10 protein-coding genes are annotated in these 12,589 nt (G+C 67.4%); 7 read left to right on the top strand and 3 right to left on the bottom strand.

Annotated features, from left to right (window positions below; all coding sequences use genetic code 11):
• Positions 1-71 precede the first annotated feature (71 nt).
• Positions 72-1,583 (bottom strand): nucleotide disphospho-sugar-binding domain-containing protein, encoded by a 1,512-nt coding sequence (locus ACQEVZ_RS58910; RefSeq protein ID WP_433385591.1) that lies wholly within the window; start codon positions 1,581-1,583, stop codon positions 72-74.
• A gap of 408 nt (positions 1,584-1,991) precedes the next feature.
• Between ACQEVZ_RS58910 and ACQEVZ_RS58915 the strand changes: the two genes are divergently transcribed.
• Positions 1,992-3,596, top strand: coding sequence for an MFS transporter (locus ACQEVZ_RS58915; RefSeq protein WP_433385594.1), 1,605 nt, complete (start codon positions 1,992-1,994; stop codon positions 3,594-3,596).
• A 496-nt stretch (positions 3,597-4,092) separates the two neighbouring features.
• Positions 4,093-5,145 (top strand): RNA polymerase subunit sigma-70, encoded by a 1,053-nt coding sequence (locus ACQEVZ_RS58920; RefSeq protein ID WP_433385597.1) that lies wholly within the window; start codon positions 4,093-4,095, stop codon positions 5,143-5,145.
• A 92-nt stretch (positions 5,146-5,237) separates the two neighbouring features.
• Here the strand turns inward: ACQEVZ_RS58920 and ACQEVZ_RS58925 are convergent, their stop codons facing one another.
• Entirely contained in the window at positions 5,238-6,464 is a 1,227-nt protein-coding gene (locus ACQEVZ_RS58925; RefSeq protein ID WP_433385600.1) for a methyltransferase domain-containing protein, read from the bottom strand.
• 6 nt (positions 6,465-6,470) lie between these two features.
• Positions 6,471-7,223, bottom strand: coding sequence for an SDR family NAD(P)-dependent oxidoreductase (locus ACQEVZ_RS58930; protein WP_433385603.1), 753 nt, complete (start codon positions 7,221-7,223; stop codon positions 6,471-6,473).
• A gap of 250 nt (positions 7,224-7,473) precedes the next feature.
• Here ACQEVZ_RS58930 and hppD point away from each other — a divergent pair, with 250 nt between their 5' ends.
• From hppD to ACQEVZ_RS58955, 5 genes are all read left to right on the top strand, one after another.
• Positions 7,474-8,547 (top strand): 4-hydroxyphenylpyruvate dioxygenase, encoded by a 1,074-nt coding sequence (hppD, locus tag ACQEVZ_RS58935; RefSeq protein ID WP_433385606.1) that lies wholly within the window; start codon positions 7,474-7,476, stop codon positions 8,545-8,547.
• Between the two features lie 173 nt (positions 8,548-8,720).
• On the top strand, positions 8,721-9,704 hold the full coding sequence (locus tag ACQEVZ_RS58940; RefSeq protein WP_433385609.1) for an abortive infection protein: 984 nt from the start codon (positions 8,721-8,723) through the stop codon (positions 9,702-9,704).
• A 183-nt stretch (positions 9,705-9,887) separates the two neighbouring features.
• Positions 9,888-10,670 (top strand): SDR family NAD(P)-dependent oxidoreductase, encoded by a 783-nt coding sequence (locus ACQEVZ_RS58945; RefSeq protein ID WP_433385612.1) that lies wholly within the window; start codon positions 9,888-9,890, stop codon positions 10,668-10,670.
• A 302-nt stretch (positions 10,671-10,972) separates the two neighbouring features.
• A complete protein-coding gene (locus ACQEVZ_RS58950) occupies positions 10,973-11,815 on the top strand; it encodes an SAM-dependent methyltransferase (RefSeq protein ID WP_433385615.1) in 843 nt (280 codons plus the stop codon).
• Between the two features lie 89 nt (positions 11,816-11,904).
• Positions 11,905-12,564 (top strand): glutamate racemase, encoded by a 660-nt coding sequence (locus ACQEVZ_RS58955; RefSeq protein WP_433385618.1) that lies wholly within the window; start codon positions 11,905-11,907, stop codon positions 12,562-12,564.
• Positions 12,565-12,589: the final 25 nt, after the last annotated feature.

Consider the following 12,589-nt stretch of genomic DNA (forward strand, 5'->3'; position numbering starts at 1 on the left):
GCAATGCGTACAGGACGCGTCCCCGGCGGGGACGCGTCCTGTTGTCGAGGCCCGGCCGTCTGCCGGATACGTCAGCGTCCGTGCAGGACCGTCAGCACCTCGTCGATCTCCTTGCGGTGCCGGTCCAGCGACGCCGCCAAGGAGCGGGCCCCGCGAAGGGCGAGGTTGCCGCCAGTGCGGTAGTCGGCGGTCATGCGCTCCAGCACCGGCACGATGTCACTCGGGCTGGGCGTGGCCCGCCACTGCTCGTACACCGCCGCGGCCCCCTTGCGGTAGGAGTCCTCGGTCGCGACCCGCAGGATCAACTCGCGCATCTCCTCGATGGACAGCGCCCGGTGGTCCAGCCGCGCGCCGGCGTGCTTGGAGATGATGTAGTCGGACACGGGACCGGCCTCGAGCTTCTTGGCCGGCATCTCCCACTGCACAGCCGGTGCCGAGACGGTCTCCTCGCGGATGCCCAGCTCGATGCCCTGGTGGTAGCTGCCCGGGGTCAGCGTGCCAGGCTCCTGCTCGACGAGCTTGAGCAGGAGGGACTCGTCGGCGATGTCACACACCAGCTGCGGCACCCCGGCCATCGCCGCGGCCGAGAACGTGCCGATGCCACCGTGGTGGATCAGCGCGGAGCAGGTCGGCATCAGGTGGGTCAGGTTCACCCAGTCGATGGTGCGCACGTTGTCCGGGACCTTCTCGACACCGTCGAGCTGGACGTCGTTCAACGTCGCGATGACGTCGACATCCAGCCCTTCGAGCGCCTTCATGATCGTCGGGGTGCGATCCCAGTCACCGACGATGAACCGGCGCGTCGACTCGCCCAGCGACATCGCCACCCGCGGCCGCTCCGGCTTCTCGTAGAGCCACTTCGGGAAGACCTCAGCACCGGCGTACGGGATGTGCCGCATGTGGATGCGCGTGAGGGGACTCGGCAGGCTCAGACCCTCCGGCATCGCGTTGACGGTCCACTGCCCGTAGCGCATCTCGTCGTCGACCTCCATGCCGTAGCGGTCCGCGAGCGGGCGCAGCATGGTGGCCAGCGGGTCGGGGTCCAGCCCTGCCGCCTCGAGCTCCTTGGTGTACTCGGCCAGCCTGAGCAGGGAGAAGGACAGCACGTCCTCACCGTTGGCCAGCCGGGCGTGCGCAGCGCCACAGGCCCGTGCCGCGACCGCCGCGTAGGGCGTGGTCACGTCCCACAGGACCAGGTCGGGCCGCCACGAACGGGCGAAGTCGACGAGGTCGGAGGCTTCCTGACGCTCGATGCGCACGTAGTCCGACAACGGCACAGTGAGGTACTGGTAGAAGGTGATCCACCGCTCCCGCTCCTTGCCGGTCAGGCCCATGATGCGCGCGTAGTGATCAACCTCGAAGGAGTCCCGCGGCGGATCGCCGTCGTCGGTGAGGCGGATCGGCGGTCCGTCGGGATCGCCCAGGGCGACCGGGGTGAGCCCCGTCGTCATGATCTGCTCCGCGGAGCTGTGGTGCGCGGCGATCCGTACCTCATGGCCCGCGCTCTGCAACGCCCAGGCCAGCGGGACGGCCCCGTAAAGGTGGGCTAGCGAATTCGGGTAGATGGTGAACAAGACACGCATCGAATCTCCCTCCGGGGCGGGGCCCCTGGTAGCGGGGGTGTCGACGCCGGCGGGCCCACGCCGCGTCGCGGCTGTGCGCGGGTCGTGGAGAGTTCGACATCCGGCGATCCCGTGCATCGTGGCCCGGCAATCGACGGGCATGCACCTCACTGGGTGCTCTTGGCCAGCGCCGCGCCAACCCGGTGGGCCGGCGAGCAGGGCAACCCGGCATAAGGCACCACAGAAGGTGCGGGCGGAATGATCCGTTGCCAGGCTCACGGTGGTGGATGCATCACTGCGCTCCTCCGGCACGACACCTGATGGCGCGGCGTGCAGGGCGTGACGTGATGAGTTTTCGGCGCCGCCGTCGTCTCAATACCAAGCCGTGTGCGACGGCGCGACCACAGAACGAGGGAGACGAGGACGACAATGACCACACCGGACGCGCCCCCGAAGGCTACCGGGCGGCAATGGCTTGGGCTCGTGGTGCTGTGCCTGCCCACGATGCTGGCAACCGTCGACATCAACATCACGATCCTGGCCCTGCCCCGCATCGCCGAGGACCTGGGCGCCAGCAGCACTGAGCAGCTGTGGATCGCCGACGTCTACGGCTTCTTCATCGCCGGCTTCCTGATCACGATGGGCAACCTCGGCGACCGGATCGGCCGCCGTAAAGTGCTGCTCGGCGGGGCGGTGTTGTTCATCGTCGCGTCCGTGCTGGCGGCCTTCGCTCCGTCCACCGAGGTCCTGATCCTCTGCCGGGCCTTGATCGGCATCGCCGGGGCCACGATCATGCCGTCCGTGCTCGCGCTGATCGCGGTGATGTTCCCGAACCCGAAGGAGATGGGCGCCGCCATGGGCGCCTGGGGTTCCTCGGTGATGCTCGGTCTCATCGGGGGGCCGATCATCGGCGGTCTGCTCCTCGGCTCGTTCTGGTGGGGTTCGGTCTTCCTGATCGCCGTGCCGGTGATGGCCCTGCTGCTGCTGCTCGGCCCGGCCCTGCTGCCGGAGTTCCGCAACCCGCACGGCGGCCGGCTGGACCTGTTCAGCGTGCTGCTGTCGCTGGCCGGAATCACGCTGTTCATCTACGGCGTGAAGGAGGCGGGCCGTGAAGGCTGGAACGGTGTCGCGATCCTGACGATCATCGCCGGTCTGCTCTTCGGCGCCGCGTTCGTGTGGCGGCAGCGCACGGCCGCCAGCCCCCTGCTCGACCTGAGCCTGTTCCGCATCCGTTCGCTGAGCTCCGGGGTCAGCCTCGGTCTGCTCATCGCCATCGTGATGGGCGGCGTCGGCCTGACGGCCTCCCTGTTCATGCAGCTGGTCCGGGACATCTCCCCCTTCAGGGTCGCGCTCTGGTTGATCATCCCGTCGATCGCGATGGTCATCCTGGGCAACGTTGCCCTGGCCATGGCCCAGAAGATCCGTCCGGCGTACATCCTGGTCGCCGGCTCTGTGCTGGCGATCGTCGGTCTGTTGATCCTCAGCAGTGTCGACGTCGCCGGGGGCATGTGGGCGCTGATCGGCGGCCTGGTGCTCGTGTACGTCGGTGGCAGCCCCGTCGGCATGATGAACAGCTTCCTGGTCATGTCGTCGGCCCCGCCGGAAAAGGCCGGCTCGGCCGGTGCCGTCTCGTCGACCGCCGGTGAGCTCGGCGCAGCACTGGGCGTCGCCATCCTGGGCGTCGTCGCGTCGGCGGTCTACCGCACGGACCTCACGGTTCCCGCCGGTGTCGGCGAGGCCCAGGCCGATGCGGCCCGCAGCGGCATCGCCGGCGCGGTCTACACCGCGGGCGAGGTGCCTGGTGCGGCGGGGGCTGAACTTCTCCGCTCGGCCAAGGAGTCGTTCACCAACGGCCTGCACGTCGTCGCCTTTTGCGCCATCGCCCTGTATGTCCTGATGGCTGCGGTCTCCTACTTCGGCCTGCGCCATGTACCGCCGACCGGCTCGTCGGCACCCCCGATGACAGAGCCCGCGGAAGCGGCTCCGGCAGTTCCCCCTGCCCAGCCACCGCACAGCCCCTCTGTCACAGCCTGACAGCCGCCGGCACCGAGGCGCCCGCCGCACACGCGGCGGGCGCCTCCTTGCTTGTGGACAGTTCCATAGGCTTCGCCCGTAGGACGTCGAACGCCCAGCCTGCCCGCCCAGCTGGCCGCCCTGCCGGGCAGCCAACTGCCCAGTTCAGCCAGGCACACCTGACCGGTGTCGCCGACCGCTTCGCGGAGTTCGCCCCGACCCTGGCGCTTCCGGTCACAGCAGCACCCACCGCTAATTGCAATGATCAAACGGCGTCCGTGGCCTCCACGCTGCGGCCTTGCCGCCCTCGGCCGACCCGAGCCGGCACGATCACCTGCCAACCCGACGACAACACCCATCTCGTCCCTGATCATGAGAAATGAGGGCTTGAATTGCAGGGATCGGGCTCAGTTCCGGCACGTCATGCTACGGTGACGCAGGCAGGAGGACTGATACAGATATACAGCAATATGGTCATTTGTGAACGTCATCATCGTCACTGAGAACGAGTGGTGTTGTGCTGAACCTTGACGAGACGATGTTTGCTCAGCTAGCGGAGAGCCACCGCTACGAGCTTCAAGTGCACTGCTATCGCATGCTGGGATCGTTCGACGACTCCGAAGACCTCGTGCAGGAGACCTTCCTGCGGGCCTGGAAGAAGCGGGACACCTACGAGGGGCGATCGAGCGTCCGGAGCTGGCTCTACCGCATCGCCACGAACGCCTGCCTAGACTTCCTGGCGCAGCACGCCCGCCGGCCGCAGACCCGGTCGATCGACGAAGGCATGCGCTCGTCCGACGCGGACCGAATCCCCGCAGATATCAGCTGGTTGCAGCCCTACCCTGACCGCTTGCTGAACCTGACCGCGCCCGACACCGTCGAACCCGACGCCGCCGTCGTCGCCAAGGAAACCATCGAGCTGGCCTTCCTCGTCGCAATTCAATACCTGCCGCCCAAGCAACGAGCAGTGCTGATTCTGCGGGACGTCCTCGGATACCCGTCCGGCGACGTGGCGTCGGTGCTGGACTCGACCGTGCCATCGGTCAACAGCGCCCTGCAGCGGGCGCGCCTGACGTTGAAGGAGCACCTGCCCTCCCGCCGCGACGAGTGGCGGCCCACCGACGACCCGACCGTCGCGGAACGTCGGCTGTTGCAGCGGTACATGACCGCGATGGAGTGGTCCGACGCCGACGCGATCGCCGAAGCCATGACCGTATTGGTCGCCGAGGACGTCCGCGTCACTATGCCGCCGCACCCTCTGTGGTTCGTCGGCCGCGACGCCTTCATTTCTGGGATGCTCGGGTCGCTGGACCCGAGATCGCCGGCATACGTCGGCGAGTGGCGCTGCGTGCCGACCCGGGCCAACCGGCAACTCACCGTCGCGCAGTACCTGCGTGCCCCCGGTGACGACACATTCCGCGCCCAGGTGCTCAACGTGCTGCGCCTCGAGGACGGCAAGATCGCGGAGATCACAGCGTTCGAGGCGAAATTCTTCGACGCCTTCGCCTTGCCGGCGGTGCTTGCCGACGGCCACGTGCCCGGTCTGACGGCCACCGGCCGACCTGACTGACGACCCGACCTGGGCGCCACACACGGCGACGGCCCGTTTTGTCGTCATGACGCCACGACGACGAACGGGCCGTCAGCACGCTGGTGGTGCGATCAGATGATCCTCACGTCGGGGACGTAGAGGATCCACTTGTTGCCAAGGTCGCGGAACGCCTGTTCCTTAGCGATGATCTCGTCGGCATGGTTCCACGCGAACAGCACCACGTACTCCGGGTACTCGTCCCTGAACGCGTCCGGCGACACGATCGGAATGTGTGAGCCGGGCATCAGACGCCCCTGCTTGCCGGGCGTCGAGTCACACACGAACGGCAACAGTTCCGGTCCAATGCCGCAGAAGTTGGTGACCGTGGTCGCCTTCGCCGGTGCGCCATATCCGGCGATGCGGCGGCCGTCGGCGCGGAGGCCGCGCAGGAGCGCGACGAGGTCGTTGCGGGTGTCGTGGACTGCGGTCGACCACCGCTGCAACATGTCGGAGTCGGTCAGATCCGCCTCCATTTCCACACGCCGCTGCTTCTCCACCATCGGTGACGGCGTGCGAACTCCGGTACGCGCGAGCGTGTACCGCAGTTCGCCTCCGTGTTGCGCGACGTGGTCCACGTCGACGAGCTCGAACCCGAACCGTTCGGCCATCACCATCACGGAGCGCACCGAAAAGTAGAAGACATGCTCGTCGTAGATCTGGTCGAATGCCCGTCCAGTCACAACGGTGCCGGCATACGGCTCCTCGAACACGAAGATCCCGTCGGCTGACAACAACGTGTTCACGCCACGCATCAATCCAGTGATGTCGGCGATGCTGCAGATGGTGTTCGCACCGTAGATAACGTCGGCGGCGCCATGCAACTGGCGGATGTCGACCGCCGAGCTGGGTCCGAAGAACTCGTTGGTGATGGTTACGCCCCTGGCTTCTGCCAGCTTCGCGACTCCCTTCGCCGGCTCAACCCCGAGATGCCGCACTCCGGCGCGGGCGACGGAGTCCAGCATGACGCCATCGTTGCAGCCGATTTCGACGATGAAGGCATCCTTGCCGGTGAGTTCCTCGGCGAGGAAGTGCTCGGCAACCCGTGCGAAGTGCGCCTGCGCGCCCTTCGAGCCGGACGCCTCATAGCGGTAGCTGTCACGGTAGCGAAGGCCCGAAGGAGTCTCGTCCATGAGCTGCAGCAGGGTGCACGTCTCGCAGACGCCCGCGGCGAGGTGGAAGAAGACCTCGTCCGCGACGGCTGCCGGGGGGAGGAAGGCATTGGCTGACGGCTGACGCCCGAGGTCGAGGACCTGCCTCACGGACCCCTGGCACACGCGGCACGTTCGCAACGGTGTCATCACTACTCACATTGGGATCGAGGTCGTCAGACCACCATCGACCGCGATCTCCTGGCCGGTGATGTACGACGCCTGGTCGGACAACAGGAAGGCGACCGCGCCGGCGACGTCCTGGGACTGGCCGAGCCGGCCCAGCACCACCTGCTTGCGGCATCCTTCACGGGCTTCCTCGGTGTTGCTGATCGCCTCGAACATCTCCGTGACGATGAAGCCGGGGCTGATGGCGTTGACGCGGATCCGCCGGTCGGCGAGGTCGGCGGCGAGGGTGCGGGCCAGGTTCACCACAGCGGCCTTGGTCGCCGCGTACAGCGAGGTGAACCCCATGCCGCGGTGTGCGAGCCAGGAACCGTTGAGCACGACGGACGCGCCATCGACGAGCAACGGCAGCGCCTTACTGACGGTGAAGAAGATGCCCTTGAAGTTCACTGCGACCAAGGCGTCGAAGTCCTGTTCACTGACCTGCGCGGCCCGGGCGAAACTCGCCTGGCCGGCGTTGGCGAATACGCCGTCGAGATGCTCGAAGCGCTGCCCGATCGCGGCGACGAGGGCGTCCAGATCGGCGACATTCGCCACGTCGGTCGCGACGGTCAGGACGCGGTCACCGGCGTCGAGCTCCTTGGCCGCAGTCTGCAGGCGAGCCTGACTGCGTCCGGCGAGCACCACGTTGGCGCCGTCGTCGAGCAACGTCGCCGCGGCGGCGAGGCCCATGCCGCTGCCACCTCCCGTGATGAGGAAGGTCTTGCCGTCAAAACGATTCATGAGGGCAGCGTGACAATCTGGCTCGCCTCGATGCATCTCTGGAAATGCGGGGACGAATGCGGCTGCCCGGGCGGTGTCGTGCGCAATTCAGAGGATGCATCCCACCCGGCCGGCGGCGACGCTGAATTGCGGGCCGACGGGCCGGGGCATCTCCTCGCGCACCGCATGATGCGGCGTTCCGCTGGCGCAGCGCGCGGACAGCCCGGCCCCGGCGCAGCGCCGGACTACCACGACAGCTGGAGGCGTCATAGTGGCGAGCATTGCCGCACCAGACGACCGGGTCTACGCGAACATGGGCCTCGATCACGTCATGCTCTACGTCGAAGACATCGACGCGAGCGTCGAGTGGTTCACTCGCCGTGTCGGTCTGCACGTCATTGCCGGCGCGTGGACCGACCGGCAACACCCGCAGGTGCGATCGGTGACACTGGGGCGCGGTCAGATCCGGCTGGTCCTCGCCCAGCCGCTGACGGACGACCACCCCGGCGCCGCATACGTTGCCGTGCATGGCGACGGGGTCGCCGACATCGCGCTGCATGTCGGCGACGCCGCGGCCGCCTTCGAGGAGGCCGTCAGCCGCGGCGCCGCACCGGTGTCCGCGCCGACGACCGATGCAGGCGTGCGCACCGCGACCATCATGGGCGTCGGCGACGTCACGCACACCTTCGTGGACTACGGCAGGGGCGGTGCCACGTACGCCGCCGGCGGCGACGTGTCCATGCGCGGGTTGAGCACCACGGACCATTTCGCGGTGTGTGTGGAGGCCGGTCAGCTCGACCCGACCGTGGCGTTCTACGAGCAGACCCTCGGCTTCACGATGGTGTTCGCCGAGCGCATCGCGGTCGGTGCACAGGCCATCCAGACCAAGGCGGTGCAGAGCAGTTCCGGTGCGGTGACACTGACGCTGATCGAACCGGACGTGTCGCAGGAACCAGGCCAGATTGACCAGTTCCTGAAGGCTCACGGCGGCCCGGGCGTGCAGCACATCGCGTTGGCGACCGACAACATCGTCGAGACCGTCACGGCGTTGCGGGATGCGGGGGTCGGCTTCCTGTCCGCACCGGCCGCCTACTACACGATGCTGGCGGACCGGCTGACGCCGGCCCGGCACAGCCGCGACCAGTTGGAGGCGCTCAGCGTTCTGGTCGACCAGGACCACGATGGTCAGCTCTTCCAGATCTTCGCCAAGTCCGTGCACCCGCGCAACACCGTGTTCCTCGAGATCATCGAGCGGTTGGGCGCGCACACGTTCGGTGGCGCCAACATCACGGCCCTCTATCGGGCGGTGGAGATGCAGCGGGCCTCCCAGGACGACGGTCACTGACCCGCGTCAGCGCGAACGAGAAAGGACACGAAGTGCCAGTAACCGACGACATGAACCCCGCACACCCACCCCGCCACCCCGGTTTCGTCTATCGAGGCGTGTCATATGACACCGGGTGCAACTTCGCGACGGGGCAAGGTCCGATCTCCCGGGCGGTCTGGAGCACCGACCGGATGAAGGACGAGGTCCGTGCCATCAAGGAGGGGATGAACAGCAACTCCATCACCATCTTCGGCACCGACTTCGACCGCATGCGCGAGACCGTAGCCGAGGCCGCCGATCTGGGGCTGCACATCTGGTTGCAGCCGCGACTGGTGGACAGGCCGCAGGCGGAGACCCTCGAGCATCTCGCCGAGGGGGCCCGGCTGGCCGAGTCGTTCCGGCGCCAGGGCGCCGACATCCACTACAGCATCGGCTGCGTCCACACCGTGCAGACACCCGGGATCGTGCCCGGCGACCAGTACCACGTGCGGATGGGGAATCTGTACGCGGGACAGGCCGACCATCACTTCTTCTCCCCGACTGGTACACACGACCCGGACGAGGCCCGGGCCCGGCTGAACGTGTTCCTCAAGCGTGCCGCCGAAGTTGCCCGCCGGAATTTCGGCGGCGAGCTGATCTATTCAGCCGGACCGTTCGAGGACGTGGACTGGAGCATCGTCGACTACGTCGGCCTGACCTACTACTATTCGGTGCACGAAAACCGCGAGGGTTACGAACGGGAACTCTTCGCATATCACCGCTGGGGCAAGCCGGTCGTCATTTCCGAATACGGCAGCCCGGCATACGTGGGTGCGGCCGAGCGGGGTCTGATGGCCTTCGACGTGGCCGATCGGACCCGTCAGCCGGCGGTCATCTTCGACGGATACGTCCGCAACGAGCAGGCGCAGGCGGACTTCCACCGCCGGATGCTCGCGATGTTCGAGGATCTGGGGATTCACAGTGTCGGCATCGCCGAGTTCATCCACCCGACACATCCGCATTCCGAGGATCCGCGGTATGACCTCGACATCGCCAGTTGGGCGTTGACCAGGACGGTCCGCGAGAACTTCTCCGACTGGGCCTCGCCGTACCGCTGGGAGCCCAAGGAGGCCTACTTCGCCATCGGTGAGTATTTCGCGAAGGCGGCGGCCCGCGCTCTGCAGACTGCGGCCTGATCTGTCACACGCCGGCGCCCTGCCACTACATACGGTGGCAGGGCGTCGGCGTGCGCGCCTTCTTCCGCCGTTCCGTCCCCGAACGGATGACCCACCGATGAGTTTCGCGGGCGCCCGTCGTCTCAACAGTTGACCTACACACGCACCAAGGGGCCCTGCAGGGCCTTACCGCGGAGGAAACTCATGCTTCTCGAAGACAAGAACGCGATCATCTACGGTGCCGGCGGCCCGGTCGGCAGTGGCATCGCCAAGGCGTTCGCCAGCGAGGGGGCCCGCGTCTTCCTGACCGGCCGATCCCAGGACAAACTGGATAGACTGGCGAAGGAGATCGCGGAGCTGGGCGGACGCGCCGAGACCGCCGTCGTCGACGCCCTCGATGAGGACGCCGTCGACGAGCACGCCGCAGCGGTCGCCGACGACGGCGGCATCGACATCTCGCTCAATCTGGTCAAGCGTGGCGACGTGCAGGGCGTGCCGCTGGCGCAGATGACGACGGCGGACTTCACGCGGGCGATCACTGTCGGCATCACCTCGACCTTCATCACGGCCAAGGCCGCCGCCCGGCACATGAGCGAGCGGGGTTCCGGGGTCATCCTGGCGTTCAACAGCGGCTCAGCGCACGGCAGTCCGATGATGGGCAGCACGGGTCCGGCCGACGCCGCGATCGACACCTACATCCGCAACCTGGCCAACGAGATCGGCAGCACCGGTGTCCGGGTCGTGGGTATCTGGGCGGCGGGCATCCCCGAGACCATGACGCTCGAGGCGATCAACTCCGTGAACAGCCAGATGCAGCTCGACGAGAACGCGCTCAACGGCATCCTCGCGCACCTCGACAGCCTCCGGATGACCAAGAAGTCTCCGTCGCTGACCGACATTGCGAATCTCGCGGTGTTCCTCGCCTCCGACAGGTCCAAGAGCATCTCCGGCTGCTTCGTCAACGCCACCCAGATGTTCGCCAGCTGAGCCGTACCGCCGGCCAGTAGACGGTTCCCATCGGTATCACCCGTGTCTGCCTACCGGGACCACGAGGGGCATGCCTCGTGGTCCCGGTGGCGTCCGTGACGTCAGTTGGGGCGACATTACCGACGCGTTGAATGTCGCCCTGGAACATCATCGTCCGGGCAATTCGTTCGCGGCATCTTCAACATTGCGCTCGACACGACGCGATACGCGCATTCCGCAAGGTGCCACCCACACCGAAGCCCATGAACCATCAGCTTGGAACAGACCGAAGCCACGCTGACAAATTCGAGGGCGAGGACGTCATGAACGATCAGGCGACGGCACAGCAAATCGGTGAACTGTACGACAGCATGACAAGCATCGCTGAACTGTTCAACGACGGACAGGAGCACCTGGCCTACTGGTACGGCCCCGAGGACGGGACCTCCGCGGTGGCGGCCGGCGAACGGCTGACCCGCAAGGTTGTCGAGAGCCTGGGGCTGCGCCGCGGCGAGCACCTGCTTGACGCCGGCTGTGGCGTAGGAGCGCCGGCGGTGCTGGTGGCCCGCGAGACCGGCGCCCGCGTCACCGGCATCACCGTGAGTCGCGTCGAGGCCGCGGTCGCCGAGCGGCGAGTTCACGAGCTCGGTCTCGTCGGCCAGGTGCGGTTCCAGTACGGCGACTACACGACGCTGCCGTTCGCCGACAACACCTTCGACGCCGTCATGGCGATCGAATCGCTCACGCACGCGGCCGACCTGCCCCACGTCCTGCGCGAGTTCCGTCGGGTTCTGCGTCCAGGCGGCCGGCTGGCGCTGTCGGAGTGCACCCGTGCGGTGGGTCCGAACGGTGAACCCATCGCGCACATGCCGGAGCAGTTCCAGTCCATGCAGCTGCTGAGCACGAACGGGTGGGTGGACGCCCTGGAGTCCGCGGGCTTCGACGTGGAGGAGTACACTCAGTGCGGCCCGCGGGTCTACGGCCTCGGCCTGCGTTACCTCGACCGGGCGAACGAGATCCACGACGAGCTGACCGCGGCGTTCGGCGACGAGGTGGTCGCGGGCCTCAAACAGGGTTATCGGGACATGTTCGGCGGCGACCCGAAAGCGATGGGCTACGCGATCGTCGCGGCGCGCAAGCCGTACGCGGCTGGCTCGAGCCGTTGACCACGCGGCCGGCAGCACGCCGCGGGCCCCCGCCGCCCGAACCTGAGCATGCGAACGGGACCGAGGCCACCCTCCAGGTGCCCGCCACGGTGGCGGTCGTCTCCGGCACCCTGTACGACGCGCGGCTCGGCTGCGAACTCCTGCAGGCCGCCGGGGTGGTCAGCCAGCCGTACCCACTCGCCTCCTCGCCCGACGAGCAGGACGCGCTGCAGTACCTGGACGCCGGCACGCTCAACGGCGCGTTCCACGACCAGCTCGACACAGTGGCTGCCACCGGCACGCAGACCGCCATGCTGTTCTGCAATTCCTTGTCCGCGGTCGTCGACCTCGGCACCGTCGGGTGGATGTCGGCCGTCGACGTGCTGTCGCCGCTGGACATCTACCGCTCGGCCGCGGCCGACCTGGACAACGTCATGGTCGTCACCGGCAACGGGCAGGCCATCGTCGGCTTCGAGCGGACGCTCATGAACGACCGGCCGGGCAGGCGGGTCGTCGGTCTCGCCGACCCCGCACTCGTCCGCATGATCGAGACACATGATCCGGAACAGGCGTTCGCGGACTCGTCGATGCCGGAGATGCTCCGGCTGGCAGATCGGCTGGGCATGGACGGCATCGTCTTCGCGTGCACGCACTTCACGGCGGTCCTGCCCTTCGCCGAGAAGGCCAGCGCGGTACCGATCATCGACGTGGGCACCCGCCTCGTCGAGCTGACCTGCGCCCGCGTCGGCGGCACCGGGCCGCGCGGCTGAACACCACGAACAGGGGGTGTCTCGA

The sequence above is a fragment of the Dactylosporangium sp. CA-152071 genome, from assembly GCF_050936335.1.
Lineage (GTDB): Bacteria > Actinomycetota > Actinomycetes > Mycobacteriales > Micromonosporaceae > Dactylosporangium > Dactylosporangium maewongense.

Excerpts from the sequence above, each read along its gene's own strand:
- ACQEVZ_RS58910 (WP_433385591.1), bottom strand. The coding sequence starts at position 1,583 with ATGCGTGTCTTGTTCACCATCTACCCGAATTCGCTAGCCCACCTTTAC.
- ACQEVZ_RS58915 (WP_433385594.1), top strand. The coding sequence starts at position 1,992 with ATGACCACACCGGACGCGCCCCCGAAGGCTACCGGGCGGCAATGGCTT.
- ACQEVZ_RS58925 (WP_433385600.1), bottom strand. The coding sequence starts at position 6,464 with ATGACACCGTTGCGAACGTGCCGCGTGTGCCAGGGGTCCGTGAGGCAG.
- ACQEVZ_RS58930 (WP_433385603.1), bottom strand. The coding sequence starts at position 7,223 with ATGAATCGTTTTGACGGCAAGACCTTCCTCATCACGGGAGGTGGCAGC.
- ACQEVZ_RS58940 (WP_433385609.1), top strand. The coding sequence starts at position 8,721 with ATGAAGGACGAGGTCCGTGCCATCAAGGAGGGGATGAACAGCAACTCC.
- ACQEVZ_RS58945 (WP_433385612.1), top strand. The coding sequence starts at position 9,888 with ATGCTTCTCGAAGACAAGAACGCGATCATCTACGGTGCCGGCGGCCCG.
- ACQEVZ_RS58950 (WP_433385615.1), top strand. The coding sequence starts at position 10,973 with ATGAACGATCAGGCGACGGCACAGCAAATCGGTGAACTGTACGACAGC.